The sequence below is a fragment of the Nonomuraea sp. MTCD27 genome, assembly GCF_041950495.1.
Taxonomy (GTDB): Bacteria; Actinomycetota; Actinomycetes; order Streptosporangiales; family Streptosporangiaceae; genus Nonomuraea.
Map to the genome: position 1 here is coordinate 61,032 of NZ_JBGNUW010000031.1, position 25,399 is coordinate 86,430.

29 protein-coding genes are annotated in these 25,399 nt (G+C 70.6%); 12 read left to right on the top strand and 17 right to left on the bottom strand.

Translation table 11 applies throughout. From position 1 onward, the window contains the following. Positions 1-31: 31 nt before the first annotated feature. Both ACBJ59_RS54960 and ACBJ59_RS54965 read right to left on the bottom strand, forming a co-directional pair. Complete coding sequence (locus ACBJ59_RS54960) at positions 32-352, bottom strand: hypothetical protein (RefSeq protein ID WP_375117959.1); 321 nt, start codon at positions 350-352, stop codon at positions 32-34. Between the two features lie 52 nt (positions 353-404). Further along, a complete protein-coding gene (locus ACBJ59_RS54965; RefSeq protein ID WP_375117960.1) occupies positions 405-2,444 on the bottom strand; it encodes a cellulose binding domain-containing protein in 2,040 nt (679 codons plus the stop codon). A gap of 180 nt (positions 2,445-2,624) precedes the next feature. On the opposite strand from ACBJ59_RS54965, the gene ACBJ59_RS54970 reads away from it, so the two are divergent. From ACBJ59_RS54970 to ACBJ59_RS54980, 3 genes are read left to right on the top strand one after another with little or no spacing between them, the layout of a single operon-like run. Next, complete coding sequence (locus ACBJ59_RS54970) at positions 2,625-3,332, top strand: HAD family hydrolase (RefSeq protein WP_375117961.1); 708 nt, start codon at positions 2,625-2,627, stop codon at positions 3,330-3,332. A 26-nt stretch (positions 3,333-3,358) separates the two neighbouring features. Continuing rightward, the gene (locus tag ACBJ59_RS54975) at positions 3,359-3,931 is read left to right on the top strand and encodes a class I SAM-dependent methyltransferase (RefSeq protein ID WP_375117962.1); all 573 of its coding nucleotides are present in this window, start codon (positions 3,359-3,361) and stop codon (positions 3,929-3,931) included. After that, positions 3,928-4,788, top strand: coding sequence for a fructosamine kinase family protein (locus ACBJ59_RS54980; protein ID WP_375117963.1), 861 nt, complete (start codon positions 3,928-3,930; stop codon positions 4,786-4,788). The genes ACBJ59_RS54975 and ACBJ59_RS54980 overlap by 4 nt, the downstream gene beginning before the upstream one ends. Before the next feature lie 37 nt (positions 4,789-4,825). Here ACBJ59_RS54980 and ACBJ59_RS54985 read toward each other — a convergent pair whose 3' ends face one another. The 3 genes from ACBJ59_RS54985 to ACBJ59_RS54995 all read right to left on the bottom strand — a co-directional run bounded on the left by ACBJ59_RS54985 (position 4,826) and on the right by ACBJ59_RS54995 (position 6,873). Beyond that, positions 4,826-5,626, bottom strand: coding sequence for a hypothetical protein (locus tag ACBJ59_RS54985; RefSeq protein ID WP_375117964.1), 801 nt, complete (start codon positions 5,624-5,626; stop codon positions 4,826-4,828). Positions 5,627-5,716: 90 nt separating this feature from the next. Then, complete coding sequence (locus ACBJ59_RS54990; RefSeq protein ID WP_375117965.1) at positions 5,717-6,220, bottom strand: hypothetical protein; 504 nt, start codon at positions 6,218-6,220, stop codon at positions 5,717-5,719. A gap of 98 nt (positions 6,221-6,318) precedes the next feature. Beyond that, the gene (locus ACBJ59_RS54995) at positions 6,319-6,873 is read right to left on the bottom strand and encodes an exonuclease (protein ID WP_375117966.1); all 555 of its coding nucleotides are present in this window, start codon (positions 6,871-6,873) and stop codon (positions 6,319-6,321) included. Positions 6,874-7,036: 163 nt separating this feature from the next. Between ACBJ59_RS54995 and ACBJ59_RS55000 the strand changes: the two genes are divergently transcribed. Both ACBJ59_RS55000 and ACBJ59_RS55005 read left to right on the top strand, forming a co-directional pair. Continuing rightward, entirely contained in the window at positions 7,037-7,759 is a 723-nt protein-coding gene (locus ACBJ59_RS55000; protein WP_375117967.1) for a methyltransferase, read from the top strand. Next, a complete protein-coding gene (locus ACBJ59_RS55005) occupies positions 7,743-8,576 on the top strand; it encodes a hypothetical protein (protein ID WP_375117968.1) in 834 nt (277 codons plus the stop codon). The genes ACBJ59_RS55000 and ACBJ59_RS55005 overlap by 17 nt, the downstream gene beginning before the upstream one ends. A gap of 27 nt (positions 8,577-8,603) precedes the next feature. Here the strand turns inward: ACBJ59_RS55005 and ACBJ59_RS55010 are convergent, their stop codons facing one another. The 3 genes from ACBJ59_RS55010 to ACBJ59_RS55020 all read right to left on the bottom strand — a co-directional run bounded on the left by ACBJ59_RS55010 (position 8,604) and on the right by ACBJ59_RS55020 (position 11,106). Beyond that, the gene (locus tag ACBJ59_RS55010; protein WP_375117969.1) at positions 8,604-9,134 is read right to left on the bottom strand and encodes a TetR/AcrR family transcriptional regulator; all 531 of its coding nucleotides are present in this window, start codon (positions 9,132-9,134) and stop codon (positions 8,604-8,606) included. A gap of 178 nt (positions 9,135-9,312) precedes the next feature. Continuing rightward, positions 9,313-10,692 (bottom strand): dihydrolipoyl dehydrogenase, encoded by a 1,380-nt coding sequence (lpdA, locus tag ACBJ59_RS55015; RefSeq protein WP_375117970.1) that lies wholly within the window; start codon positions 10,690-10,692, stop codon positions 9,313-9,315. A 39-nt stretch (positions 10,693-10,731) separates the two neighbouring features. Next, positions 10,732-11,106 (bottom strand): tautomerase family protein, encoded by a 375-nt coding sequence (locus tag ACBJ59_RS55020; RefSeq protein WP_364124525.1) that lies wholly within the window; start codon positions 11,104-11,106, stop codon positions 10,732-10,734. A 34-nt stretch (positions 11,107-11,140) separates the two neighbouring features. Between ACBJ59_RS55020 and ACBJ59_RS55025 the strand changes: the two genes are divergently transcribed. The 3 genes from ACBJ59_RS55025 to ACBJ59_RS55035 are packed head-to-tail and all read left to right on the top strand — an operon-like array spanning position 11,141 to position 13,434. Beyond that, a complete protein-coding gene (locus ACBJ59_RS55025) occupies positions 11,141-11,791 on the top strand; it encodes a response regulator (RefSeq protein ID WP_375117971.1) in 651 nt (216 codons plus the stop codon). A 6-nt stretch (positions 11,792-11,797) separates the two neighbouring features. After that, a complete protein-coding gene (locus ACBJ59_RS55030) occupies positions 11,798-12,850 on the top strand; it encodes a quinone-dependent dihydroorotate dehydrogenase (protein ID WP_375117972.1) in 1,053 nt (350 codons plus the stop codon). Between the two features lie 29 nt (positions 12,851-12,879). Further along, positions 12,880-13,434 (top strand): GNAT family N-acetyltransferase, encoded by a 555-nt coding sequence (locus tag ACBJ59_RS55035; protein ID WP_375117973.1) that lies wholly within the window; start codon positions 12,880-12,882, stop codon positions 13,432-13,434. Between the two features lie 3 nt (positions 13,435-13,437). Here the strand turns inward: ACBJ59_RS55035 and ACBJ59_RS55040 are convergent, their stop codons facing one another. The 4 genes from ACBJ59_RS55040 to ACBJ59_RS55055 form a co-directional block, all read right to left on the bottom strand. Then, entirely contained in the window at positions 13,438-15,030 is a 1,593-nt protein-coding gene (locus tag ACBJ59_RS55040) for a beta-N-acetylhexosaminidase (protein ID WP_375117974.1), read from the bottom strand. Further along, a complete protein-coding gene (locus ACBJ59_RS55045) occupies positions 15,027-15,854 on the bottom strand; it encodes an N-acetylmuramoyl-L-alanine amidase (protein WP_375117975.1) in 828 nt (275 codons plus the stop codon). The genes ACBJ59_RS55040 and ACBJ59_RS55045 overlap by 4 nt, the downstream gene beginning before the upstream one ends. A gap of 77 nt (positions 15,855-15,931) precedes the next feature. Then, entirely contained in the window at positions 15,932-16,180 is a 249-nt protein-coding gene (locus ACBJ59_RS55050) for a hypothetical protein (protein ID WP_364124509.1), read from the bottom strand. 121 nt (positions 16,181-16,301) lie between these two features. Further along, complete coding sequence (locus ACBJ59_RS55055; protein ID WP_375117976.1) at positions 16,302-17,351, bottom strand: LacI family DNA-binding transcriptional regulator; 1,050 nt, start codon at positions 17,349-17,351, stop codon at positions 16,302-16,304. A gap of 167 nt (positions 17,352-17,518) precedes the next feature. Between ACBJ59_RS55055 and ACBJ59_RS55060 the strand changes: the two genes are divergently transcribed. Next, positions 17,519-18,169, top strand: coding sequence for a TetR/AcrR family transcriptional regulator (locus ACBJ59_RS55060; RefSeq protein ID WP_364124506.1), 651 nt, complete (start codon positions 17,519-17,521; stop codon positions 18,167-18,169). Between the two features lie 163 nt (positions 18,170-18,332). Here the strand turns inward: ACBJ59_RS55060 and bldC are convergent, their stop codons facing one another. After that, positions 18,333-18,536 carry a developmental transcriptional regulator BldC gene (gene bldC / locus ACBJ59_RS55065; RefSeq protein ID WP_013133571.1) on the bottom strand — a complete coding sequence of 68 codons (204 nt, stop codon included), beginning with the start codon at positions 18,534-18,536 and terminating at the stop codon, positions 18,333-18,335. Between the two features lie 322 nt (positions 18,537-18,858). Continuing rightward, positions 18,859-19,722 (bottom strand): hypothetical protein, encoded by an 864-nt coding sequence (locus ACBJ59_RS55070; protein ID WP_364124503.1) that lies wholly within the window; start codon positions 19,720-19,722, stop codon positions 18,859-18,861. 108 nt (positions 19,723-19,830) lie between these two features. On the opposite strand from ACBJ59_RS55070, the gene ACBJ59_RS55075 reads away from it, so the two are divergent. Together ACBJ59_RS55075 and ACBJ59_RS55080 are read left to right on the top strand one after the other, a co-directional pair. Then, positions 19,831-20,910 (top strand): Glu/Leu/Phe/Val dehydrogenase, encoded by a 1,080-nt coding sequence (locus tag ACBJ59_RS55075; RefSeq protein WP_375117977.1) that lies wholly within the window; start codon positions 19,831-19,833, stop codon positions 20,908-20,910. Between the two features lie 151 nt (positions 20,911-21,061). After that, complete coding sequence (locus ACBJ59_RS55080) at positions 21,062-21,292, top strand: DUF3073 domain-containing protein (RefSeq protein ID WP_364124497.1); 231 nt, start codon at positions 21,062-21,064, stop codon at positions 21,290-21,292. A gap of 91 nt (positions 21,293-21,383) precedes the next feature. On the opposite strand, the gene ACBJ59_RS55085 is transcribed toward ACBJ59_RS55080, so the two are convergent. Beyond that, positions 21,384-22,229 (bottom strand): alpha/beta fold hydrolase, encoded by an 846-nt coding sequence (locus ACBJ59_RS55085; RefSeq protein ID WP_375117978.1) that lies wholly within the window; start codon positions 22,227-22,229, stop codon positions 21,384-21,386. A gap of 85 nt (positions 22,230-22,314) precedes the next feature. On the opposite strand from ACBJ59_RS55085, the gene ACBJ59_RS55090 reads away from it, so the two are divergent. After that, on the top strand, positions 22,315-22,875 hold the full coding sequence (locus ACBJ59_RS55090; protein ID WP_375117979.1) for a CGNR zinc finger domain-containing protein: 561 nt from the start codon (positions 22,315-22,317) through the stop codon (positions 22,873-22,875). 47 nt (positions 22,876-22,922) lie between these two features. Here the strand turns inward: ACBJ59_RS55090 and purM are convergent, their stop codons facing one another. Together purM and purF are read right to left on the bottom strand one after the other, a co-directional pair. Continuing rightward, positions 22,923-23,948 carry a phosphoribosylformylglycinamidine cyclo-ligase gene (purM, locus tag ACBJ59_RS55095; protein WP_375117980.1) on the bottom strand — a complete coding sequence of 342 codons (1,026 nt, stop codon included), beginning with the start codon at positions 23,946-23,948 and terminating at the stop codon, positions 22,923-22,925. Continuing rightward, positions 23,945-25,381 (bottom strand): amidophosphoribosyltransferase, encoded by a 1,437-nt coding sequence (purF, locus tag ACBJ59_RS55100; RefSeq protein WP_375117981.1) that lies wholly within the window; start codon positions 25,379-25,381, stop codon positions 23,945-23,947. Before purF ends, purM begins: the two co-directional genes overlap by 4 nt. Positions 25,382-25,399 lie beyond the last annotated feature (18 nt).

Sequence of the window (25,399 nt, forward strand, 5' to 3'; positions counted from 1 at the left end):
GCAGTTCGGCCCTGCCCCTGACCACCACACTTCACCAGCCAAGATGCCCCGGACGGATTCCCGTTCGGGGCTTTTTGATCTCCTCTGACAGCAACAGTGACAGCGACGTCATTGATCGCGGGTGAGGATGGAGTGCATGGATTCCGTCGAGCAGAAGTTCCTTCTGATCGATGAGGATGATCAGGTTCTTGGGGTGTGCCTCGACGCTGAGGACATCTTCGTCTAGCCGACGGAGAGCGACGAGGACCTCACGGTAGCCGGACAAGTGAGCAGGCAGATTGCGACACCTGAAAAGCGGGAGCTCGGCAGTGCGACCCTGTCCCTGACCACCAGCGTCGAACAGCGCCGACATGACGGCGCTTCTGCTGGCCCGACGGGCCGCCGGAAGGCGGCCCCGGGGGCTGTCAGCGGGTGGTGCAGACGGTGCCGTTCAGGGTGAAGACGGATGGGAGGACGTTCGGGCCGGTGTAGTTGCCGACGAAGCCGATCGTGGTCGAGGCGCCGGTGGCGAGTGCGCCGTTCCCTGGCTCGTTGACAGCCTTGACCTGCGACCCCTCCTGCGTCCAGACGGCGCTCCAGCCGCTGCCCAGGCTCTGCCACGTTCTCGGCCAGCCGAAGGTGAGGGTCCAGCCGTTGACGGGGGCGCCGTTGTTGGTGATGTCGATGGCGCCGACGTAGCCGCTGGCCCAGTCGGACTGGACGGTGAGGCGGACCGAGCAGGAGCTGGTGGCGGGGGTGCCGGTGGTGAAGGTCACCGGGGGCGAGGGCCAGGACTGCGTGCCGCCGCTGTCGCGGGCGATCACGTTGAGGGTGTACCGGGTGCCGGGCTCGAGGTTGTGGACGGTGAGGCTGGTGCCGGCGGTCTCGCCGAGTTGCTCGGTGACGGCGCCGTTCTGGCGGTGGACCTCGTACTTGGCGATCGGGCGCGAGCCGGGGGCGGCGGCGGGCCAGGTGATCGTGGCGGATGTGTCCGTCACGCCGGTGGCGGTGGGCTGGCCCGGGGCGCCGGGGCGGCCGGCCTGCTGGGTGGTGGGGCGCAGGACGATCGTGGTCAGGGAGAGCGGCGGCAGCGTCTGGGCGGTCGCGCTCCCGGTGGTGGACGTGGTGATGCTCTGGGCGCCGTTGGTGTGGGTCAGCACGGTGGGCGCGCCGGAGGCGGGGGTGAAGCCGGAGTAGCCGATCGCGGCCGGGTACGACGTGTCGGACGAGGTGTTGATCAGCATGACGGCCAGGTCGCCGTTGGGGCGGCGGGCGGCGTGCGCGGTGACCTTCGGCTGGTCGGTCGCGGCGCGGACGAACCGGTCGCCGGGGCGGGCGAACTTGCTCATCATCTGCAGCGCGTAGTACGGGGCGAAGGGCGTGTTGAGCGGCGGCTCGCAGACGCTGCCGTCGGAGGTGCACCCGCCGCTCGACAGCAGGCCGAAGTCGCCGTAGTCGGTGTGCCCCTCGACCTCGGTGACGGCGCCGATGCCGTTGTGCACGTTCCACCAGTCGACCGTGAACACCCCGTTGGCCAGCAGCGTCGCGTAGGCGTCGGCGGCAGCCAGCGCGCCGGGCTGGGTGTTCGTGCCGTTGCTGCTGCTGCCGGTGTTGAACTCGGTCATCGCGATGCCGATCCGCTCCGAGCCGGGCCCGGCGTATCTGGCGATCTGGTCGCGGGTGAGCTGGATCATGTCGGGGACGTGGCCGGTCCTGTCCAGGGCGCCGGGGTACCAGTGCAGGATGACGAAGTCGATCTTCGATCCGGCGGCGGACAGGACGACCTTGTTCCAGGTGCCGCTGTCGCCCTCGGCGACGATGGCGTCGGGCCAGTTGGCGGGCGTGGTCAGGACCGCGCCGATCTTGATGGTGGGGTCGACCGCCTTCATCGCGTCCGCGTAGGCCACGACGTGGCGGGCGTACTCGTTCGGGCTCTTGTCGGCGTGGTCGTCGGCCTCCCAGGCGGCGCCGTAGTGGCCGTTGCCGTAGTTCTCGTTGCCGATCTCCCAGTACTTGACCCCGTACCCCTTGGTGACGTTGGCGTGCCGGACCCAGGCCGCGGCCTCCTCGGCGGTGCCGGTGCCGTAGTTGGCCGTCACCATCGGCTGCGCCCCGGTACGGCGCACGCCGCGCATGAACGTGTCGAAGTCGGTGTCGGGCGCCACGTACCCGCCGGGGGCGGTGTGGTCGGCCCAGTGGTAGATGTCGGAGTAGGAGCCGCCGGGGTAGCGCAGCAGCTTCATGCCCGCGTCCTTGAGCAGGTCGGCGGTCGCGTCGGTGCCCAGGTTCGAGTCCCAGATCGCGTGGTTGGTGCCCAGGCCCGTCTCGGGGACGGCGGCGAGCGCGGCGCGGGCGTTGACGGTCACCGCGACGGGGGCGGGGTCGTCGGCGTACGCGCTGGGGGTGCTCAGGGCGGTCAGCGTCAGCAGGACGGCCAACGCGGCTCGTAAGGGGGTTTTCGGCATCGGCGCACCTCGCCATGAAACGCATGGATAGTGGTATTGCCTCGAAGCATCATGATCATGGGGCGTGGCCTGGCACCCGTCAATTACGGCTGAAACTTTCAGACCGGGGACCGGATGCCATGATGGACCGGCCGGTCCGGCAGGGCGTACCGGTTACTCGGGCGGGCGAGGCGAGGCTCCATGCGTCGGACACACATCCTCTTCGACTTCTTCGGCACGCTCGTCGAGTACTCGCCCAGCCGGACGGAGCAGGGCTACCGCTCCACCTACGCGCTGCTGCGCCGGCTCGGGGCGAGCCTGCCGTACGAGGAGTTCCTGGACGGCTGGTCGCGCACCTCGGCCGAGTTCGACCGGCTCAGCGACCTGGACGACCACGAGTTCTCGATGGCCGAGGCCGGCACGGCGTTCCTCGGCCGGGTGCTGCCGCACGAGCCGGCCCCGGCCGAGGTCGAGGAGTTCGTCACCCTTTACGTGGCGGAATGGAACACCGGCGTCCACTACCTGCCCGGCCTCGCGGGTCTCGTCGAGGAGCTGTCGGCCGGGCACCGGCTCGCCGTCGTGTCCAACACGCACCTTGCGACGCTCGTGCCCGGGCACCTGGCGGCGATGGGGCTGCTGGAGTCGTTCGACGCCGTGATCACCTCGGTCGAGGTCGGCTGGCGCAAGCCGCACCCGGAGATCTACGCCACCGCCCTCGACGTGCTGGGCATCGAGGCGTCCTCCGCCGTCTTCGTGGGCGACACCTACGGGCCGGACTTCGCGGGGCCCGAGCGCTGCGGCATGGCGGCGTACCTCATCGACCCCTACCGGCGGGCGGCGGTCCCGGAGGAGCGGCGGCTCGGATCCGTGTTCGACCTGCCGGACCGGCTGCTAGCCTCCGCTCACTGAGCGGATGATCGTGAGGCGGTGCGGAATTGACCTTCAGCCACAACGACCACTACCACGGACGGCTCCTGCGCCTGGTGCCGCGCGGCGCCAGGACGGCGCTGGACGTCGGCTGCGGGACCGGCGGGTTCGCGCGCCGGCTCGCGGGCCGCGGGCTGGAGGTGGACGCGGTCGACCCGGCCGCGGAGGTGATCGAGGCGGCCGGCCCCGCGCCGGGCGTGCGTTACCACCACGCCGACATCACGGAGATGGAGCTGCCCGCGGGCCGCTACGACTACATCTCCTGCCTGGCGAGCATCCACCACGTGCCGTTCGGCACGGTCGCCAGGTTGCGGGACGCCCTGGCCCCCGGCGGCGTCCTGGCCGTCCTCGGCTGCTACTCGGAGGTGTCGGCGACGGACCACGCCTGGTCCCTGGCCGCCATCCCGGTCAACGCGGCCGCCAGGCTCGCGATGGCGGGCCGGGGCACCCCGAGCCCGGCGCCGGTCAAGCAGCCGGAGATGTCGCTGGCGGAGATCCGGCGGGAGGCGGCCGACCTGCTGCCCGGTGCCACCATCCGCAGGCTGCTCTTCTGGCGCTACCTGCTCGTGTACGGGCGGTGAGCGTGGAGCTGCTGCTGACCCGCGTGCGGGCCGCCGGGTTCGAGGCGGAGTCCGTACGCGTGGCTCCCGGCGGCGTGGTGGCGCTGGCGGGGCTGGTGACGCTGCGCGACGGCTCCGAGGTGTTCGCCAAGACGCTGCGCACGGCCGGCTCGGACCTCTTCGAGGTGGAGGCCGAAGGGCTGCGCGCGCTGCGCGAACTGGGCGGCGTGACCACCCCCGAGGTGCTGGCGGTGACGCCGGACCTGCTCGTGCTCGAACCGCTCCCGCCGCGCGGCGACGGGGAGCGGTTCTGGGAGGACCTGGCGCGTACGGTCGCCGCCCTGCACACCGCCACGACCGGCGACCGGTTCGGCTGGCACCGGGACGGCTGGCTGGGCCGCCTGCGGCAGGACAACACCTGGGACGACGACGGGCACGCCTTCTTCGCCGAGCGCCGGATCCTGCGCTGGCTGAGCGAGCCGGAAGTGGCGGCGGCGCTGGACCGCGAGGAGCGCCGTGCCCTCGAACGCCTCTGCGCCGCCCTGCCCGAGCTGCTGCCGCCGGCCCCGCCGGTGCTCACGCACGGCGACCTGTGGCTGGAGAACATCCTCTCCGCGCGGGCGGGCGGCCCGGCGCTGATCGATCCGGCCGTCTCCTACAGCTGGGCGGAGGCCGACCTCAGCATGTTGTGGTGCTCGCCGCGCCCACCGGCCTCCGAGCGCTTCTTCGAGGTGTACGCGGCCCTGGCGCCCCTGCCGAGCGGCTGGCAGGAGCGCATGCGGGTGTTCCACCTGCGGGAGCTGCTGAGCAGCATCGCCCACGACGACAACGCCAAGGAGTGCGCGCAGGCCGTGCGGGAGACCGTCGCGCCCTTCTAGTCGCACCCTTCTGGTCCCGCCCTACTGCCGCGCTCGTCTAGTTGTACTTGTAGAGCCTCGTGGACTTGCGGCGGCCGTGGTCGAACACCGAGGCGCGGTACATGCTGATGGACAGGTCGCCGTGCTCGGCCTTGCCGCAGGTGCCGACGCCGGCGAGCTGGTGGATCTCGAAGCGGGCGGTCGGGTCGCCGGCGACGAAGTACTCGGCGCGCGCCTGATACTCGTCGGCCGCGGTGTCGCAGGCGTAGACGTGGGTGTTGCGCTCGGAGAAGCAGGTGGTCGCGGCGCCCTTCGTCGAGGTGCACACCCTGGACTTGGCGCGGGCGGCGGCGGGGGTCGTGCGGGTGTCACGATTAACCGGATATTTCGCGACGTTGCGGACCGTCTTCCAGCGGCCGTACTTGACCCGGCGGTCGCCCTGGTAGAGGGCGGCGCGGAAGGTGACGGTCCTGCCGATCTCGCGGCTGCCGCGTACCTCGCCGTCGCGGCCCAGGTTGTGGATGACGTACTTGGTGCCGAGGTAGCCGTTCAGGTAGTACTCGACCGCGGGGTGGCGGCGGTCGTCGCTCGTGTCCTCGATCGTGATGCCGGGCCGGTCGCTGCCGTCGGGGCCCACGCACGCCTCCGCGCCCTTGAGCCGGGCGCACACCGGCTCGGCCTCGGCGGTCTTCGTGGTGGGCGCCACCGCGGGCACGTCCAGCCAGGCCGGTCGGGCCGACTCGGCAACGGTGGCCGTCTGGGCCGCCGGGCGGGGCGCGACCCTGGCCGCCGCCCCTTCGGCGCTTGCCGCGGTGGCCGCCATCACGACCGCCGCGACGAATATCCGTCGTAACGCCACTCCAACCTCACCAGCCTCATCAGTCGCAGTGCTATTGCCCTGATGTGACGCGGAAAATGAGGAGAAGGTTCCGAAATGGTGCGGGTGCGTTCAGCTCGTGTTCACGGAATTCCCCCTCCGCTTCGAGGTCAGGCTCGCCAGCAGGAGGAGCAGGGAGCTCTGTGCCAGCATGCCCGGCGCGAGCGGCGGGGCAGTCCCGACCGACTTCGTCAGCGCGTACCACCACTGGGTGAGCGGCGAGAACGAGTCCCAGCCGGGGTCCATCGCGCCCATGCCGTGGTTGACGGACACGTGCATGAAGACGCCGTACGCCGAGGCCACCAGGACGACCGCCGCGAGCACGCGTACGGCGGTGAGCGCGCGCCCGGAGTCGCGCAGGGCGAGCAGCACCAGCGCCACCGCGAGCAGCGCCAGGGCCACCCAGGGGATGAACTGGACGGGGCTCTGCCAGTGGCGTTCGAAGGCGAGCTCGAGGGCGGCGCCCACGATACCGATCGCGACCAGCGCCAGGAGCCCGAGCCGCAGGGCCGCGGTGCCGGCGGGGGCGAGCCGGCGTGTCGGCCGCTGGGTGGTCTGAGGGGGAGTTGAGGTCATGTGCGGGACCACCGTCCGGTGCGAGGGTCTCTTTCGCCTCCAACGTCTCCGCGCATCCTCAGAGTACTCTCAGCGAATTCTGAAGATCTGGTGAGAACTCAGGTCGCCTCGCGCCTCAGCACGGCGTCGAACACCTGGGCCAGCTCGGCGGCGTCCTCACCCGCGTGGTGCGTGTGCGGCACCCCCTCCAGGCCCAGCCGCCGCTTGATCTTCCCCTTGTGCGTCTCCACCCACTCGCAGCCGGTCAGCCCCATCCAGTAGCTCCGCAGGTCCACCCCTGAGCCGGTCGCCCCGAACGGGCTCTTCCCGGTGAACCGCAGGAAGTACCAGTGCACGAACATGCCGTCCCACACCGCGGGCGCGGCCAGGAACACCGGCCGCCCGATCTTGCGCAGGCCGTTCACCCAGCGGGCGGCCGCCGCCATCGCCACCTCAGGGGGCGGCGCCTCCCGCAGCAGCCGGTCGCGGTCGAGCCCGGAGACGGCCAGCGCCTCGGGCACGAAGTCGTCGGAGATCGGCCGCAGCTCCGTGTAGAACGTGAGGTGCTCCCGCCCGGCCACGGCCATGCCGAGGGAGATCATGCTGTACGGCCCGGGAATGGGCCCGTCTGCCTCGACGTCCACGGCGACGTACAACTCAGGAAGTTCGGACACGGCCGAAAGAATAGCTGCACGACATCTTCACGACATCCGCACACGGGCCTGGTGGATCCGGCGGGCCGCACGGGGTGTGCTCGGAAGCGACACCGTCTCGTCAAGGAGGCATCCGTGCGAAATACGCTGGCATGCTCCCGGGGGCGTGCTGAAGAGTGACGTCATGACGGAAAAGAGCCGCCATATTCCGCTGGTTTCTCCGGAGCACGCCGAGCGGATTCGCCGCTGGCACGAGAACGCCTATCGCGCGGCCCAGGAGGAAGGCGCCGCGGAGCGGACTTTCCGCTATTTGGGCCGGACCCTCGTGGTGCCGCCCGGCGTGCAGCCCATCACCCGCATGTCGCACCTTCTCGGCGAGGCCGTGCTGGCCGAGGTCAAGGACAGTGATCGCGTGCTCGACATGGGCACGGGCAGCGGGGTCAACGCCGTCCTGGCCGCCTCCATGGCCGCCGAGGTGCTGGCCGTGGACATCAACCCGCTGGCCGTCGAGACGGCGCGGGCCAACGCCGAGCGCAACGGCGTTTCCGTGACCGTGCGGGAGAGCGATGTCTTCAGCGCGGTCGAAGGCGAATTCGACCTGATCGTTTTCGACCCGCCGTTCCGCTGGTTCGCGCCCCGGGATTTGCCGGAGGCCGCCATCACCGACGAGAACTACCGGGCCCTTACCGAGTTCTTCCAGGACGTCCGGAGCCATCTCGCGCCGGGCGGCCGGATGCTGGTGTCCTTCGGCACCTCCGGGGACCTGGAATATCTGCGGACATTGGCGCGCGAGGTCGGTTTCGCCGCCGAGGTCGTGGCGCGAAAGGGCCTCGTGCGGGACGGCTGGCAGGTCGATTACTACACATTCCGCATGAGGGTGGGTGCCGCTGGTGGCGAATTGGATTGACCAGCCGATCGTGGATCCCGCCGTTCCCCCGCGGGATCGCCGGCGCATGACCGGCGCGCCGTTGCTCCTGCTCGGGCGGCCCGACCCCGAGCCGCCGCGATGGGCGCGCCGCCTGTTCGCCGTGGGCGCGGCCTGCGCCGCCGCGGTCGGCGCCGTGCTCGCCGCGGTCGCGTTCGACACCGGCCACGAGAGCGCCGGCCTGGCCGCCATGATGGTCTTCCTCACCTCGCTCCTGTTCGTCGGCGTCTCCCGCCCGAACCTGGGCAGCCGGCTGCGCCGCCAGTACGCCGGCCGCTACGTCATCCCCGCCGAGCTGGACGACCCCGCCCTCGACCTGGTGGCCCGGGCCAGGAAGGCGATCGCGGACGTGTCCGCCTCCCGCGTGCACCGCCGGGGCCTCCTCGACGTCATCGCCAACGACATCGTGCTGCCGGAGCGCCTCTGGGACGTCGCCCGCCTCGTACGCGTCCAGGCCGACCTGCGGGCCGAGCAGGCGGAGGCGATGGAGGAGGTGATGACCCCCGAGCTCGCCGCGGTCCTGGCGCCCCAGCGGGAGGCGCTGAGCCGCTCGGTGGCGGCGGTCACGGAGCGGGTGTGGGAGCTGGAGTCGTACGCGGCCCGCGTGCGCGCGGCGGACGCGGCGCTGCGGGCGAGCGACCTGCAGAAGAGCAACGACAGGTACGTCGACCTCCTGGCCCAGACCGGCGACCCGGACGGCCTGCGCGCCCTGACCGCCCAGGCGGACGCCCTGACCAGGACCCTGCGCGAAGCCATCGCCGCCGGTCAGACCCTGGGCGCCACCCGGCCCCCGCCCTGATCCCCCGGCCCGCCTACTACGGCCCGCCTACGACGATCCGTCCCGCGTCGCCCGGTCGAAGATCTCGACGAGCTCGTCCGCGCAACCCTCGGGGTCGAGCCGCTCGGCCACCCCGTCGATGGAGGCCCGCAGCACCGTGCTCATCAGCTCGGCGTCGAACTCCCGGAACGCCCCCGCCCGCTGCCCGCCCTCGAACAGCTCCGCCAGCCACCCGTCCGCCGCCTGCTCGCCGGTGTTGCAGGCGATCTGCCGCAGCGCCCGTACGTGCTCGGGCCGGGCGGCGGCGAAGTCGAGGCTCGCCCTGATGTACGCCGCCAGCCCCGCCCGCTCCCACCCCTGCGCGCCGGCCTCACGGCGCGCGGCCGCGTCGAGGGCCGGACGCACAAAGGCCGCCGCCTCCGCCAGCACCACCCGCACCACCGTCGCGAGCAGCTCCTCCTTGCCCGCGAAGTGATAGGAGATCAACCGCTTGCTGCTGAGCCCCGCGTGCGCGCAGATGGCCTCGAACGTCGTCCCCGCGTAGCCGCGCCGCGCCAGCACGGCGATCGTGGCCGACACGATCTGGTCCCTGCGCCTCTCGGAAGCCGCGAGGCGCCTCGCGGGCATCTCCATGTCAGCCCAGACTGCCACGTCAACCCCGTGAACACCCCCACCCCCACTTACTCAATGGGATAAGAGAGTGCAAATGTGATCGGTACGGCCCAGCCGTACCGATCACTGAAACCGGAGAAAGCTCTCACATGTTGATCATGTGGCCGGCCAGCCCGTGGATGGCCTCCTTGACCGCCTCGCCGAGCGTCGGGTGAGCGTGCACGTTGCGCGCGACCTCGTGCACGGTCAGGTCCCACTGCTGCGCCAGGGTCAGCTCCGGCAGCAGCTCGGTCACCTCGGGCCCGATGAGGTGCGCCCCGAGCAGCTCGCCGTGCGTGTTGTCGCTGATGATCTTGACGAAGCCGGCGCTGTCGCCCAGCCCGTGCGCCTTGCCGTTGGCCGTGAAGGGGAACTTCGCCACCTTCACGTCATAGCCCAGGTCCCGGGCCTGCGCCTCGGTGTGGCCGAAGCTGGCCACCTGCGGCTGGCAGTAGGTCGCCCGCGGGATCATCACGTAGTCGAGCTCCATGGTCTCCGCGCCGGCGATCGTCTCGGCGGCGATGATGCCCATGGACTCCGCGGCGTGCGCCAGCATCAGCTTGGCGGTGACGTCGCCGATGGCGAAGATGTGCGGCACGTTCGTACGCAGCCGCCCGTCCACCGCGATCGCGCCCCGGTCGGTCAGCGCCACGCCCGTCTTCTCCAGCCCATAGCCCTCGACGCGCGGCTGGAACCCGATGGCCTGCAGCACCTTGTCCGCCTCGAGCACCTGCGTCTGGTCGCCGCGGGTGACGGTGACCTTGACGGAGGAGCCGGCGTCCTCGATGCCGTCCACGCGGGTCGAGGTCAGCACCTCGATGCCGAGCCGCTTGTAACGCTTGGCCAGCTCGGCCGACACCTCCTCGTCCTCCAGCGGCACGATCCGGTCGAGGAACTCCACGATCGTCACCTTGACGCCGTAGTTGTGCAGCACGTACGCGAACTCCACGCCGATGGCGCCGGCGCCCGCGATGATGATGCTGCCCGGCAGCTCCTCGGTGAGGATCTGCTCCTCGTACGTCACGACCCGCTCCGACAACTGCGTGCCCGGGATCAGCCTGGTGCTGGCCCCGGCGGCGATGATGCAGTTGGAGAACGTGATCGTCTCGCCGTTCACCTGGATGGTGCTGGCGTCCAGGAACGTGCCCCGGCCGTCGTACTCGGTGATGGCGTTCTTCTTCATCAGGTAGTGAACGCCCTTGACCCGCCCGTCGGCCACCTTGCGGCTGCGCTGGAAGGCCGCGCCGTAGTCGAAGGTGACCTCGCCGCTGATGCCGAAGGTCTTGGCCTCGCTGGTGAAGATGTGGGCGAGCTCCGCGTTGCGCAGCAGCGCCTTGGACGGGATGCAGCCCACGTTGAGGCAGACGCCACCCCAGTACTTCTCCTCGACGACCGCGGTGCGCAGTCCGAGCTGGGCGGCGCGGACCGCGGCCGTATATCCTCCTGGACCCGCGCCGAGAACGACGACGTCATAGTGAGTGCTCATGAGTCGGACCATACCGTCCGGCCGTGGCTGCCCCCGAACTCAGACCTCCACCTTGTACGACAGACTGAGCTCATCAGCGGGAACACCGCGAATTCCCCAGTTGACCTTGGGCATCTCAATGATCGTGATCTCCACGTCCTCGGGGTCGTACCCCGACTTCTCGTAGATCTCCCGGATCAGCGCCCGCTTGGCGTCGTCGCTGCGGCCCGTGAAGCAGACCACCTCGATGATCAGATAGCGCTCGCTCCGCTGCGGGCAGACGAAGTCGTCGGCCTCCAGCAGCAGGAACCGGTGGAACCGCTTCTCCTCGGGCAATCCCCACGCGCTCACCAGGCACGACTGGAGCAGGTCGGAGACCTCCCGCTGCCGCCCCGCCCACACGTCCCTGCGTCCGTAAACCTTCACCTGAGCCATGCCGGCCAATACTAGGTCGGCCAATATAGAGGGCGTGATCCGCATACTCCTGGCCGACGACGAGGCCATGATCAGGGCGGGGGTCCGGGCGATCCTCCAGTCCGACCCCGAGCTGGACGTCGTGGCCGAGGCGGGCGACGGCAGGCAGGCGGTGGACCTGGCCATCAGCCACCGCCCCGACGTCGCGCTCCTGGACATCCGCATGCCCAGGCTCGACGGGCTGGCCGCCGCGGCCGAGATGCGCAGGGTCGCGCCGGGCACGGCCGTGGTGATGCTGACCACGTTCGGCGAGGACGACTACATCGCCAAGGCGCTCGACGTCGGGGCCAGCGGGTTCCTGCTCAAGTCGGGCGACCCGCGCGAGCTCATCGCCGGGATCCACGCGGTGGCCGACGGCGCGGCGTACCTGTCGCCGAAGGTCGCCCAGCGCGTCATCAGCCGGCTGGCGGGTGGCCGGATGGCCAGGGGCGCGGTGGCCCGCGACCGCATCGAGGCGCTCACCGAGCGCGAGCGGGAGGTCCTCGCCCTGGTCGGCGCGGGGATGTCCAACGCGGAGATCGCCCGCGAGCTGCACATCGTGGAGGGCACCGTGAAGGCGTACGTGAGCGCCATCCTCACCCGCCTCGACGTACGCAACCGCGTGCAGGCCGCGATCATCGCCCACGAGGCCGGCTTGGTAGCCTGACCCGTGATGTATCACCTCGTGTTCTCGCAGGTCTTGCGGCGTTTCGACGCCGAGGCCGTGCACCAACTCACCGTGAGCGCCCTGGCGCTCCTCGCCCGGCTGCCGCTGATCAAGCGGCTGCTGCACCGGGTGCTCGCGCCGCACGACCCGGCCCTGCGGGTGACCGCGTTCGGCGTGCACTTCCCCGGCCCGCTCGGGCTGGCCGCCGGCTTCGACAAGGACGCCGCCTGCGCGGAGGCCGTCGCCGCGCTCGGCTTCAGCCACGTCGAGGTCGGCACCATCACCGCCCACGGCCAGCCGGGCAACCCGCGCCCCCGCCTGTTCCGGCTGGTACGGGAGCGGGCGGTGATCAACCGGATGGGCTTCAACAACTCCGGCGCGCTCGCCGCCGCCCGCCGGCTGCGCCGCCCGCGCGGCGTGCCGGTCGTGGTCGGGGTGAACATCGGCAAGACCAAGGTGATCCCGGAGGCCGAGGCCGCGGCCGACTACGTGGCCAGCGCCAAGGCCCTGGCCCCGCTGGCCGACTACCTGGTGGTCAACGTCAGCTCGCCCAACACGCCCGGGCTGCGCAACCTGCAGGCGGTCTCGCTGCTGCGCCCGCTGCTCACCGCGGTCAAGGAGGTGGCCGACGCCACGCCCCGCCGCACCCCGCTGCTGGTCAAGATCGCCCCCGACCTGGCCGACGAGGACGTCGACGCGGTCGCCGAGCTGGCCATGGAGCTGGGCCTCGACGGCATCATCGCGACCAACACCACGATCAGGCACGGCGGCGAGACCGGCGGCCTGTCGGGCCGGCCGCTCAAGGGCCGCTCCCTGGAGGTCCTGCGGCGCCTGCGCGCCAAGGTCGGCGACCGCCTCACGCTGGTGTCGGCGGGCGGCGTGGAGGACGTGGACGACGTCTGGGAGCGCATCCTCGCGGGCGCGACCCTGGTCCAGGGCTACACGGGCTGGATCTACGGCGGCCCCTTCTGGGCCGCGCGCATCCACCGGCAACTCCAGCGCCGCGTACGCCGCCACGGCCTCAAGTCCATCACGGAGGCCATCGGCCGCACGGCGTGACGCCCGAAGCATCTCCTATCGTGGGACGAATGATCGAACAAGTGGTGCTCGCGGGCGACGTCACACTCCGCCCGGCGACCGAGCACGACGCGGAGCCCCTGCTCGCCGCCTACCTCCGCAACCGCGACCACCTCAAGCGCTGGGAGCCCCGCCGGCCCGAGGAGTTCTACACCCTGCCGGGCCAGGCCGAACGCCTCAAGAGCCTGCTCGCGCAGCAGGCCGCGGGCCAGGCGGTGGCGTGGGTGCTCGCCGACGGCGACCGCGTCGTGGGCCGCATGACGCTCAGCAACATCGTCAGGGGCCCGTGGCTCAGCGCCGACCTCGGCTACTGGACGGACGCCGGCTACACCGGCCGCGGCCTGGCCACCAGGGGCACGCAGGAGGTGTGCCGGCTGGCCGACCAGGAGCTGGGCCTGCACCGGATCGCGGCGAGCACCCTGGTCGACAACCTGGCCTCCCAGAGCGTCCTGCTCAAGTGCGGCTTCGAACGGTACGGCACCGCCCGGCACTACCTCGAGATCGACGGCCGGTGGCAGGACCACCACCTGTTCCAGCGCATACTCAACGACCGCCCGGCCTTCTAGGCGTCACATGCTGGGCCGGGTCGACTCGGCGTCGTGCGTCATCTCGTCGATGCGGGCCATCACGTCCACGACCCGTACCCCGCTGGGCCGGTGCGGCCGCCGCCGCTGCCAGGGGTGCGGCCCCGCCTGGGGACGATATTCGACCCCGATGGCGTCCAGCCGCCCGAGGTGCTCCGCCAGCCGCTCGTCGAAGCCCGACGGTCCGGGGCCCGCCCAGGCCACCTCCGCCAGCGCGCAGGCCCGGGGCCACAGGCGATAGTCCACCGTACGCGCGTCCGGTACCCGCTCGGTCCAGAGCTGCGCCTGCACGCCCATGACGCGCGCCCGCTCCTCCTCCGTCCAGTCGGCCGGCGCCGGCTCGAACGCCGCCACGTCCGCCACCGTGATCGCGTCCCCGATGGCCATCGGCTCGTCGGGGGAGGAGGCCTCGGCGTAGTCGAAGTACAGCGGGAACACCGGCGTCGCCACCACGTCGTGCCCGGCGGCGGCCGCCCGCCGGCCCACGCCCATGCCGCGCCACGGCATGACGATCGTGTCCTGCCGCAGCCCGCCGCTGACGAACGCCTCGTCCCACACCACGGCGCGCGCGCCCCGCTCGGCCAGCGCGTCCGCCAGCTGCCGCAGGAACCACGCCTGCAGGTCGTTGGCCGTCTCCAGCCCGAGCGACGCGCGGTAGGCGCCGATCTCCGCCGAGGCCGCCCAGTGGTCGAGCACGACCTCGTCGCCGCCGATGTGCACGTACGGGGCCTCGCCCAGGGCGCCGATCAGCTCGTCGAAGATCGTGGTCAGGAACTCCACGGTCGGCGGCAGCGGCGACAGGATCGCGGGGGAGATGCCCCAGCGGTCGAGCACGTCGTGCCGCTCCCCGGTGGCCCCGAACGCCGGGTAGGCCGCCAGGATCGCCGACGCGTGCCCCGGCACGTCGATCTCGGGGACGATCGTGACGCAGCGGGAGCGGGCGTACGCGCCCATCTCGGCCAGGTCGTCCAGCGTGTAGTAGCCGCCGTGCGGGACGTCGTCGTACGCGTCCGGCTCGCGGTAGTAGTTGGTCGCCGTCCGCGGCCGGTGCGAGGACACCTCGTGCAGCAGCGGGTAGGCCCGGCTCTCCACCCGCCACCCCTGGTCGTCCACCAGGTGCAGGTGCAGCCGGTTGAGCTTGTGCATCGCCATCAGGTCGATCAGGCGGAGGATCTCCCGCTTGGGGAAGAAGTGCCGCGCCACGTCCAGGTGCAGCCCCCGCCAGGCGAAGCGCGGCGCGTCCTCGATCCGCACCCCCGGAACGGGCCACGACGAGCCCTCGGAGAACCGGTAGGAGGCGTCGGGCAGCAACTGGTGCAGCGACTGCGCCGCGTAGAACGCCCCCGCCCGCCCGCCGGCCACGATCTCCACGCCCCGCGACCCCACAGCCAGCCGGTACGCCTCCTCGCCCAGCCCCGGATCCCGCCGGACGTCGATCTCGCCCGAGTCGCCGGGACGGAGGTCGAGCCCGGGAAGCGCCAGGCGTACGGCGTCGACCAGGTCGCCGGACACCGTCGCGCCCGAGGTCAGCACGTAGGAAGCGGAAAGATCAGCGAGCAGCTCTGGACGAGGAATCATGCTTCGAGATAGTGCTGCAATCCGTTCGCCAGCGCCAGGGCGATCTTCTGCCGGAACGCCGGGCTCTGCAGCTTGGCCGCGTCACCGGCGTTGCGCATGTTGCCGGTCTCGATGAAGACCTTCGGCACCGTGGACAGGTTGAGCCCGCCGAGGTCGTTGCGGTAGTCGAGCGCCTTGCGGCCGATGTAGGTGGAGTAGGCGATCCCCGTGCCCTTCCGGTACGCGTCGCGCACGGCGATCCCGAGCTCGCTGGAGGCGCCCACCACCTTGTCCACCGGCCCGTTGATCTTCCTGGGCATGATGACGTGGAAGCCGTGGTTGCCCGGCGCGGAGCCGTCGGCGTGCACGGAGATCGCCGCGTCCGCCCTGGCCGCGTTGCCGATCGCGGCCCGCTCCGTGATGCACGGGCCGACGCCGTTGTTGCTGGTCCTGGTCAGCTTGACCGTGGCGCCCCGGCGTTCGAGGATCCTGACCATCCGGTTCGAGACGTCCCACGTGAAGGCGGCCTCGCTGTAGCCGCTGTTCGTGGAGGTGCCGGTCGTGTCGCAGGCCTTCTTCTGGGTCAGCACGTCGACCTGGCGGTTGATCACCTTCGGGTTGCGGTAGTTGGCGCCGTTGTGGCCGGGATCGATGACGATGACCTTGCCGTCGAGCGGCTTGGCCGCCGGCGGCGCCTCCTTCGCGGTGGCGGAGGAGGGAGAAGCCTGCCCCGCCGCGGTCGCGGGGGCGGCCTGACCTGCCGCGGCGCCACCGGAGCCGGTGCCGCCACACGCGGAGGCGATCAGGCCGCAAACGGCGAGGACTGTGGCTGGTAGAGCACGCATGCCGTCCAACTTACGGCAAACCAGGAGCTCAAGCCCGTCTTATACCAAGCGTGGCGCAGGGCGCCAGCCGTACGTCCTCACCAGACGTGTTCGCCGACCTCCTGCCGTTCGAGCAGGGCGGCCAGCTCCCGCGCGTCCTCGGCGTCGAGGCCGAGAACGACGCGGGGGCGGCCCCACGGATGGTCGAGCGAGTGGGCGACATAGCTGGCGACCGACTCCGCGCCGCCATCGGTGCCCCGCCCCCTGCCCGCCCGCCAGTGTCCCCAGGCGCGTTCGAGCTCGGCGGCCGCGCGCTGGGCGCAGGACACCAGTTCCGGATCACGCATGACTGTTCCCCCTGGATCAGATCGTGACCGGACCGAATCCGGCCACAATTAGCATGACCCTGACGAGTAAACCGCCGTGCGGCCGCGCCTCCACACGGCTTGACCCAGCTTTAACCGGCTCTTAGACCGGACCCGTGCTTCGTCGCACGATCAGCTCAGGACGCACCTCCCGCAGGCGCGCGCCCTTGGCCGGATCTCCGATCCGGTCGCTCAGCAGCGCGGCCGCCGACCTGCCCATGGTCCGGCGAGGCTGGTCGACCGAGGTGAGCGAGATCTGGCGGGAGGCCGACAGGTGCGTGTTGTCGTAGCCCACCACCGAGAGGTCTTCGGGGACGCGCAGGCCCAGCTCGCTCGCGGCGGAGAGCACGCCGAGCGCGACCACGTCATTGGCGGCGAAGATCGCCGTGGGCCTGGGGTCGCGGCTCAGCAGCGCGATCGCCGCCTCCCTGCCGCCGTCCTCGGTCGAGTCCGCGGCCTCGACCATGATGTAGGGCGCCAGCGAGTGCCTGCGCATCGCCACGAGGTAACCCTCGCAGCGCGACGACCGCCGGCCCTCGATGTGCGCGATCCGCTTGTGGCCGTGCTCGACCAGGTGGTCGATGGCCAGGCGGGCGCCGAGCTGGTCGTCGTCGACCACGATGTCGACGCCGTCGAGCTCGATGTCACGTTCCCCTACGACGACGGTCGGGGTGTAGGCGGTGGCCTCGATCAGCGTCTCGCTGGTCGGCGCGATGCCGAGCAGGACCAGCCCGTCGACCCTGAGCTCGAGGAAGGCCTCCACGGCCTCGTCCTCGAACGCGGGGTCCCACTGGCTGTTCCCGATCAGCATGCGCAGGCCGTCGCCGTGCAGGCTCTCCTGCAGACCGTCGAGGAACTCGGCGTAGAACGGGTTGTGCAGGTCGGCCACGAGCGCGCCGACCAGATGCGTACGGCCTTCCACCAGGCTCCGCGCGACCGCGTTCGGCCGGTAGCCGAGCTCGCGGGCGGCCTGCAGCACGGCCTGGCGCCGGTGCTCGCTCACGTGCGGGGATCCGCGCAGCACGAGAGAGACCAGCGATTTGGACACGCCGGCTCGTTCGGCGACGTTACGGATGGTCGGTCTGGGCCGAGGCAGTGCGTCTACCTCTCTGAGCTCAGCGATGGTTGAAGTGTTGACGGGCGGTCCTGACATGTGTCTCCCCCGCGATGCGGATATGGGCACCTGTCTGACCAAACGATCGAGTTAGCCGCAGGGTACGGCCTTCGTTACGGATTGGCTTAACCTCCGTCCCCAAAGGCGGATATTGACTGCACAGTCGCACGTCAGCTATTGGGTACGGCGTCGGATAATGTGCAGGTGTGACACCCGGGAAGTCAGCCGAGACGGCACGGCCGGCACGGCGCAGGCTCAGCGTGGACCGGCGTCGGGAAGAGCTCATGGCGGCGGCGCTGGAGCTGTTCAGCACCCGCGACGCGGAAGACGTCTCGATCGACGACGTGGCCTCGGCGGCGGGAGCTTCGCGGGCCCTGGTCTATCACTACTTCGGCGGCAAGCAGGAGCTCTACGTGGCCGCGCTGAGGAGCGCGGCGGATCAGCTGGAGTCCCGGCTGCGCCCGCACGAGGGCGGCCGCCCGCTCGACGAGCTGGCCTCCGGGCTCAAGCGCTACTTCGACTTCGTCGAGGAGCACGCCGCCGGCTTCGCCGCGCTCCTGCGCGGCGGCCCGGCCAACAGGACCGGTGAGGTGGGCGAGATCGTCGACGGCGTGCGCCGACGGTTGTTCCGCCTCATCCAGAAGCAAATGGGCGTCGAAGAGCCGAGCCCGGTGCTTCGCACGACTCTGCGGTCGTGGATCGCCTCCGTCGAGACCGCCGGCCTCGACTGGCTGGAACATCGCGACATCGAGCGGCCGACCCTCGAGAAGCTGCTGGTCGAGCACATGGTCGCGCTGCTCGGTGTCGCCGCCGCCCACGACGGCGACGTCGCCAGGCTGCTCGATCAGCTGGCGTAGCGCCGGAAGATCCGGCACGGCGACGGAAGCGGTGGGAAGAGTGGCGCCGGGCGGGCGGCGCCAACTTCCCGTGCGACGTCAAGTCGTCACAGCGGTGGACCCTGCCCACTGACGGCCTGGTCCACCCCTTCAAACCCCCCTGAGGTCCGTGACGACCCTCCAGCTACTCGGAACGCTGCTGCGGAATCCCCGCGAGCAGTGCGCGAACCTCGGTCTCCCGGTAACGCCGATGACCGCCGAGGGTACGAATCGACGTCAACTTGCCCGCCTTGGCCCACCGCGTAACGGTCTTGGGGTCGACCCTGAACATGGTCGCGACCTCAGCGGGCGTGAGCAGTGGCTCGGCCTCGGGTGTACGAGCTGACATTTGTGCGGCCTCTCCTCCGTGTGGACCGGCTTAGCGATCCTGTGACTGCCTTTGCGCGTGTCACGGATGTCCCCCTATGGCGCAGAGCGTGCGGCTTTTCTGAGCCATATGCGGCATCACCCGATGTGACCATACCGCCACGCAGAGCGATTGGCGAGCCCTTCTTTGACCCAACTGCCCGCCCCCGTGGCGATGTCACGCTCGGTGATTCTAGCGACACGGTTCGTGGTATCGCAGTGAAAACGGCAAACTACTCAGTTCGCAGAAGAGAGCAGCCGCGAGACGTGACCTACTCATGCAGGTCAGACGGCCGTATTGGGGTTCAGTTGGCAGATTCCAGCAGTTGCATTGACTTCCACCGCAGGATGACCCTCTGGTACATGGCGTAGGCAAGTTCTTCTTGACCCGTGTCCAGGCCCGTCAGGGCCGCCGAGAGCTCGGCGACGGACTGGTCGGCCTGCAGCGCGTCGTCGTCCATGAGGTGCACGAGCCCGCCGTAGTCGAGCTCCACCAGCGAGTGCGGGTGGAACTCCTCCAGCCACCTGGCGATGTCCTCCACGTCGAAGTTGGCCGAGACGTCGCCCAAGTGGCGGCGCAGCACGTTGAGGGCGCGCGCCGCCCGCCTCCTGGCCTGTGCCATGGAGGTGACGTAGATCAGATTACGCCCCGTAGTGGTGGTCACGTCCTGTCCCGGGTTCGCGGAGCCGAGCACCAGCCAGCGCTCGTTTCCATCAAACGGCACGAACCACGATGGCGGCACATGCCACGCCGTGGTGCGAATGTGCGTGCGCAACGCGGCCGAACCGGCCTTCCGCTTGTACCGGTCGAAGTCGTCGGCCGTCTGGTCGGCGATCGTCTTGGGCACGAGGTGGTCCATCAGTTTCACAGGTGTGGTGCCACGAAGCCGTGAGAACGCCAGCCACGAACGCAAACGGGTCTGCCAAGGACACACGTACAGGCGGTCCTCAACACGCCGCAGATAGGCGTTGGGGCTCTCCTGGGCGGGAACGGGTTGAGGGGGCATGCCGAGCAGGCGCATGACGGACTCGCCATGCTCCGCATTGAGCGCGTTCGCGCGCCGAGGGCGGTCACGCGAGTCGGCATAGTCGGCCCACACCTTGCGCTCGGACTCGGCGAACGCGGTCAGTGGCTCATAGACACGGAGGTAGGCGGCATAGGGCAGCACGGAGGCATCGTGTCACGAAGCGAACCTGCGTGCATCGTTGTGGCTTACTACTCTGTGAGGTGATCTCCGCCCGCGACGGAGCGGCGGACCGGACAGGGAGTCACTACCGTGACCGACGTCTTCGGAGCGTCCCACAAAGACGCCCACGAGCAGGTCGTTTTCTGCGCTGACGAGCAGAGCGGCCTTCGAGCCATCATCGCCATCCACAACACGGCGCTGGGCCCGGCCCTTGGAGGCACGAGGTTCTATCCGTACGAGAGCGAGCAGGCGGCCCTGGCCGACGTGCTCAACCTGGCCAAGGGCATGGCCTACAAGAACGCGCTGGCCGGCCTCGACCACGGCGGGGGCAAGGCCGTCATCATCGGCGACCCGGCCCGCGACAAGAGCGAGGCGCTGCTGCGCGCCTACGGCAGATTCGTCCAGTCGCTCGGCGGGCGCTACGTCACCGCCTGCGACGTGGGCACCTACAGCGAGGACATGGACGTCATCGCCCGCGAGTCGCGCTTCGTGACCGGCCGCTCGCTCGCCCACGGCGGCGCGGGTGACTCCTCGATCCTCACGGCGTTCGGCGTGTTCCAGGGCATGCGGGCCTCGGCCGAGCGGGTGTACGGCACGCCGTCGCTGCACGGCAGGAGGGTCGGCGTCGAAGGGGTCGGCAAGGTGGGCCACCGCCTGGTCGAGCTCCTGCGCGAGGACGGCGCCGAGGTGGTGATCTGCGACGTGAACCCCAAGGCGGTGGAGCGGGTGCGGCTGCGCCGTCCCGAGGTCGACGTGGTGGCCGACGCGCGAGCCCTGATGACGTCCGACATCGACGTCTTCGCGCCCTGCGCGCTCGGCGGCGCGCTCGACGACGTCACGGTGGCCGAGCTCCGGGCGAAGATCGTCTGCGGCGCGGCGAACAACCAGCTCGCCCACCCCGGCGTCGAGAAGCAACTCGCCGAGCGGGGGATCCTGTACGCGCCCGACTATGTCGTCAATTCCGGAGGCGTGATCCAGGTCGCGGACGAGATCGAGGGCTTCGACATGGATCGTGCCAGGTCGAAGGCGACCCAGATCTATGACACGACTCTGAAGATCTTCGGGATCGCGGCCGACGAGGGCGTTCCTCCCGCGGTCGCAGCGGATAGGCTGGCCGAGCGCAGAATGTCGGAAGTCGGGCGTATTCGGGGCATTTGGCTAGGCCACTGACGCCCCGCGCCCATACGACGTACCGAGCTGGGCACAAAACAGGTACGGTAATAGGCGAACGATAGGCTGACGCCCAAAGTCAGGCGGCGTCAGTGTGTGGTGCGTTAGCGACGAGGGGTCGGGGACGACCCCACACGAGGGGGTCGAGCCAATGGGGCGCGGCCGAGCAAAGGCCAAGCAGGTCAAGGTTGCTCGCCAGCTGAAGTACAACAGCGGTGGCACGGATCTTGACCGTCTTCGCGACGAACTCGGGGTCGGAGACTCCAGCCGCAATGACGACGCCGACGACCTCAATGATGAGCTGGCGGATCGCTATGCCGATTACGCCGATGACTATGGGACCGGAGACGACGACGACGGCCGTACGTCCGGTCGCCGATAGCCGTTTCGGTTGACGTGGCCGAGGACCCGGCGAAGGGTGCCGGATCCTCGCTCACGCTCGTCGGGCCCCACGGGTAACCGTGGGGCTTTCGTCACGTGGTCGGGCGGTTGAGGAAGGCCTCGATGACAGGGGCGATCTCGGGCAGCTTCTCCTCCAGCGCGAAGTGTCCCGTGTCGAACACGCGCACCTCCGCCTCGGGCAGGTCCCGCCGGTAGGCGTGGGCGCCCGGCTCGAGGAAGATCGCATCGCCCCGGCCCCACAGCACCAGCGTGGGCGGCCGGTGCCGGCGCAGCCATGCCTGCCAGGCGGGATAGAGCCGCACGTTGCTCCGGTAGTCCAGCGCCAGGGCGAGCTGTGCCTCCTTCCGTCCGGGCAGGTCCAGGAAGTGCTGGTCGAGCGTCCAGCCGTCGGGTGAGACCAGCGAGGGGTCGGTGGTGCCGTCCTCGTACTGGCCGCGCGTGGCGGGCAGGGTGAACAGCCCGCCCAGGTCCCTGGCCGGGGCGTGGATCGTCTTTCTGGCGAGCTCCGACAGCCCCTCCTCGTAGGCGTTGGCGTTCTGCACGATCAGCGCCGAGATCCACTCCGGGTGCCGCGTGGCCAGCCGGAACCCGACCGGCCCGCCGAAGTCGAAGGCGTACAGCACGAAAGGCGCGAGCCCGGCCCGCTCCACGAACCCCTCCATGACGTCGGCGAGCCGCTCGAAGGAGTAGGAGAAGCCCTCGGGTGCCCGCGTGTGCCCGGACCCGGGGTAGTCGGGCGCGATCAGCCGGTGCCGGCCGCCGCCCAGCGCGTCCATGAGCCGCCGGTACTGGTGTGACGCCGACGGGAATCCGTGCAGCAGCAACACCGGCTCGCCGTCGGCGGGCCCGGCCTCCCGGTAGAAGACCTGTACGTCGCCGACGTCCACGAACCCATGCCGGACCTGCGGAATGTCCATGCCACATGCCTCTTCTCGGTGAGGAGGCATTAGTTATAGCGCGAGACCCACCTAATGTGTCAATCCCCGCATGTAGCATTAGGGCATGGAGTTGCTGACAGGTGAGCCGCTGGCGCTTGATCTGGTGAACACGCGTGCCCGCCTGCCCTCGGGGGCCGACTACGACGCCCTGGACGAGGTGGACGACTTCCACGCGTGGCTGGAGCGGCAGTCCGGCCGGCTCACGGTGCCCGAGGCCCGTCTCGGGCCGCCGGACCTGGCCGCGGTGCGTGAACTGCGGGGACATGTGGTGGCGACGCTGGAGGCGGTGCGGCAGGCGACCCCGCCGCCGCCCGGGTCGGTGGCCGCGCTCAACGAGGCTCTGCGGAGCGCGCCGGCGTACCCGTGCATGGAGGCGCGGGGCGCCGTGCTCGCGCGCGGCAGCCGGCGGGACGGCACGCCAGTGACCCGCCTGCTCACGGAGCTGGCCGAGGCCGCGCTGGCCCTGCTCACCGACCCGAACGTGGGCAAGGTGCGGGGCTGCGAGGCGCCGGACTGCCGGATGCTCTTCCTGCCGGCCCACCCGCGCCGCCGCTGGTGCTCACCGGACCTGTGCGGCAACCGGGTCCGCGTGGCGCGCTATTACCAGCGGCACAAATCCACGTGATCCGCCCGTGGGCGACCGGCGGCGGCAGCGCGTGCCGACGCGTGAGGTCAGCGGTAGCGGGCCCGGCCCTCGCCGGGGACGATCTCGCCCAGCACCCAGGCGTCCAGGCCCCGGCCGGCCAGCACCCTGATCGCCTCGTCCGCCGAGTCGGCGGCCACCACGGCGGCCATCCCGACCCCGAGGTTGAACGTCCGGTCCATGTCCCGCTGGGCGATCCGGCCGTAGCCGGCCAGCACCCCGAAGATCGCGTGCGGCGTCCAGGAGGCCCGGTCCAGCAGCGCGTCGAGGTGCGCGGGCAGCGAGCGCGAGAGGTTGTTCTCGATGCCGCCGCCGGTGATGTGCGCGTAGGCGTGCACGTCGACCGCCCTGGCCAGCTCCAGGCAGTCGAGCGAGTAGATCCGGGTGGGCTCCAGCAGCTCCTCGCCGAGCGCCCGCCCCAGCTCGGGCAGCACGGTGTCGAGGGAGAGCGAGGCCTCGCGCAGCACGTGGCGCACCAGCGAGTAGCCGTTGGAGTGCACCCCGGAGGACGCCATCCCCAGCACCACGTCACCGGCGCTCACCCGCGACGGGCCGAGCATGGCGGAGGCCTCCACCACGCCGGTGCCGGCGCCCGCCAGGTCGTATTCGTCCGGCCCCATCGCCCCAGGGTGCTCGGCCGTCTCGCCGCCCACCAGCGCGGCCCCGGCCAGGCGGCAGCCCTCGGCCACGCCGCCGACGATCTCGGCGATGCGCTCGGGCACCAGCTTCCCGCAGGCGATGTAGTCGGTCATGAACAGCGGCTCGGCCCCGCAGACCACGAGGTCGTCGAGGACCATGCCGACCAGGTCGATGCCGATCGTGTCGTGCTTGCCGTACCGCTGGGCGATCATGACCTTGGTGCCCACGCCGTCCGTGGAGGAGGCCAGCAGCGGGCGCCGGTAACGCAGCAGGGCGGAGGCGTCGAACAGGCCCGCGAAGCCGCTGGCGTCGTCGACCACCTCGGGCCGCCGCGAGCGCGCCACCTTGTCCTTCATCAGGGCGACGGCACGCTCCCCGGCCTCGATGTCGACCCCGGCGGCCTCATAGGTGCTCACGCTTTGCTCTCCAACACGAACTTGCCCACGTTGTCCTGGTCGATGGGGATCGGGTACGAGCCGTCGAAGCAGGCCCGGCAGAGGCGCTCGGCGGGGATGGTGGTGGCCTTGGTCAGGCCCTCCAGGGAGATGTAGCCGAGCGTGTCGGCACCGAGCGAGGCCCGGATCTCCTCGACCGTCAGCGAGCCCGCGATCAGCTCCGCCCTGGTGGCGAAGTCGATGCCGTAGAAGCACGGCCAGGCCACGGGCGGGGAGGAGATGCGTACGTGCACCTCGCGCGCCCCCGCCTCGCGCAACATCCTGACGATCGCCCGCTGGGTGTTGCCGCGCACGATCGAGTCGTCCACGACCACCAGCCGCTTGCCCTCCACGACCTCGCGCAGCGGGTTGAGCTTGAGCCGGATGCCGAGCTGGCGGATGGTCTGCGAGGGCTGGATGAACGTGCGGCCCACGTAGGAGTTCTTCACCAGGCCCTGGCCGTAGGGGATCCCGCTCTCCTGGGCGTAGCCCACGGCGGCGGGGGTGCCGGACTCCGGCGTGGGGATGACCAGATCGGCCTCCACCGGGTGCTCGCGGGCCAGCTCGCGGCCGACCTCGACCCGGGTGACCTGCACGCCGCGCCCGGCGATGGTGGTGTCGGGGCGGGCGAGGTAGACGTACTCGAACAGGCAGCCCTTCGGCTCGGCCAGCGCGAAGCGGCGGGACCTGACGCCGCGCTCGTCGATGGTGAGCAGCTCGCCGGGCTCGATCTCGCGGACGAACGTGGCGCCCACGATGTCGAGCGCCGCCGTCTCGGAGGCCACCACCCAGCCGCGCTCCAGGCGGCCCAGGACCATCGGGCGGATGCCCTGCGGGTCGCGGGCGGCGTAGAGGGTCTTCTCGTCCATGAAGACCAGCGAGTAGGCGCCCTTGACCTGCGGGAGCAGCTCGGCGGCCGAGTCTTCGATGGAGCGGCTGCGGTCCTGCGCGAGCAGCGTGGTCAGGACCTCGGTGTCGGTGGTGGCGCGGGTGGAGCCCGGAGCCAGGCGCTGGGCCAGCTCGGGAGTGTTGATGAGGTTGCCGTTGTGGGCGAGCGCCAGGCCGCCGACGTCGGTGGAGCTCAGCGTGGGCTGAGCGTTCTCCCACACGCTGGATCCGGTCGTGGAGTAGCGGCAGTGACCGACGGCCAGGTGGCCGCGCAGGGTGCTGAGCACCGACTCGTCGAAGACCTGGGCGACGAGGCCCATGTCCTTGTAGACGAGGATGCGGCTGCCCTCGCTGACCGCGATGCCCGCGGACTCCTGACCGCGGTGCTGCAACGCGTACAGCCCGTAGTAGGTGAGTTTGGAAACTTCCTCGCCCGGAGCCCAGACGCCGAAGACGCCACAGGCATCTTTAGGTGCGCGGTCGTTGGGGTCCAGGTCATGGCCGAGTCGGCCGTCGCCCTTCAGCACATGCCTCAGTCTAGGTTG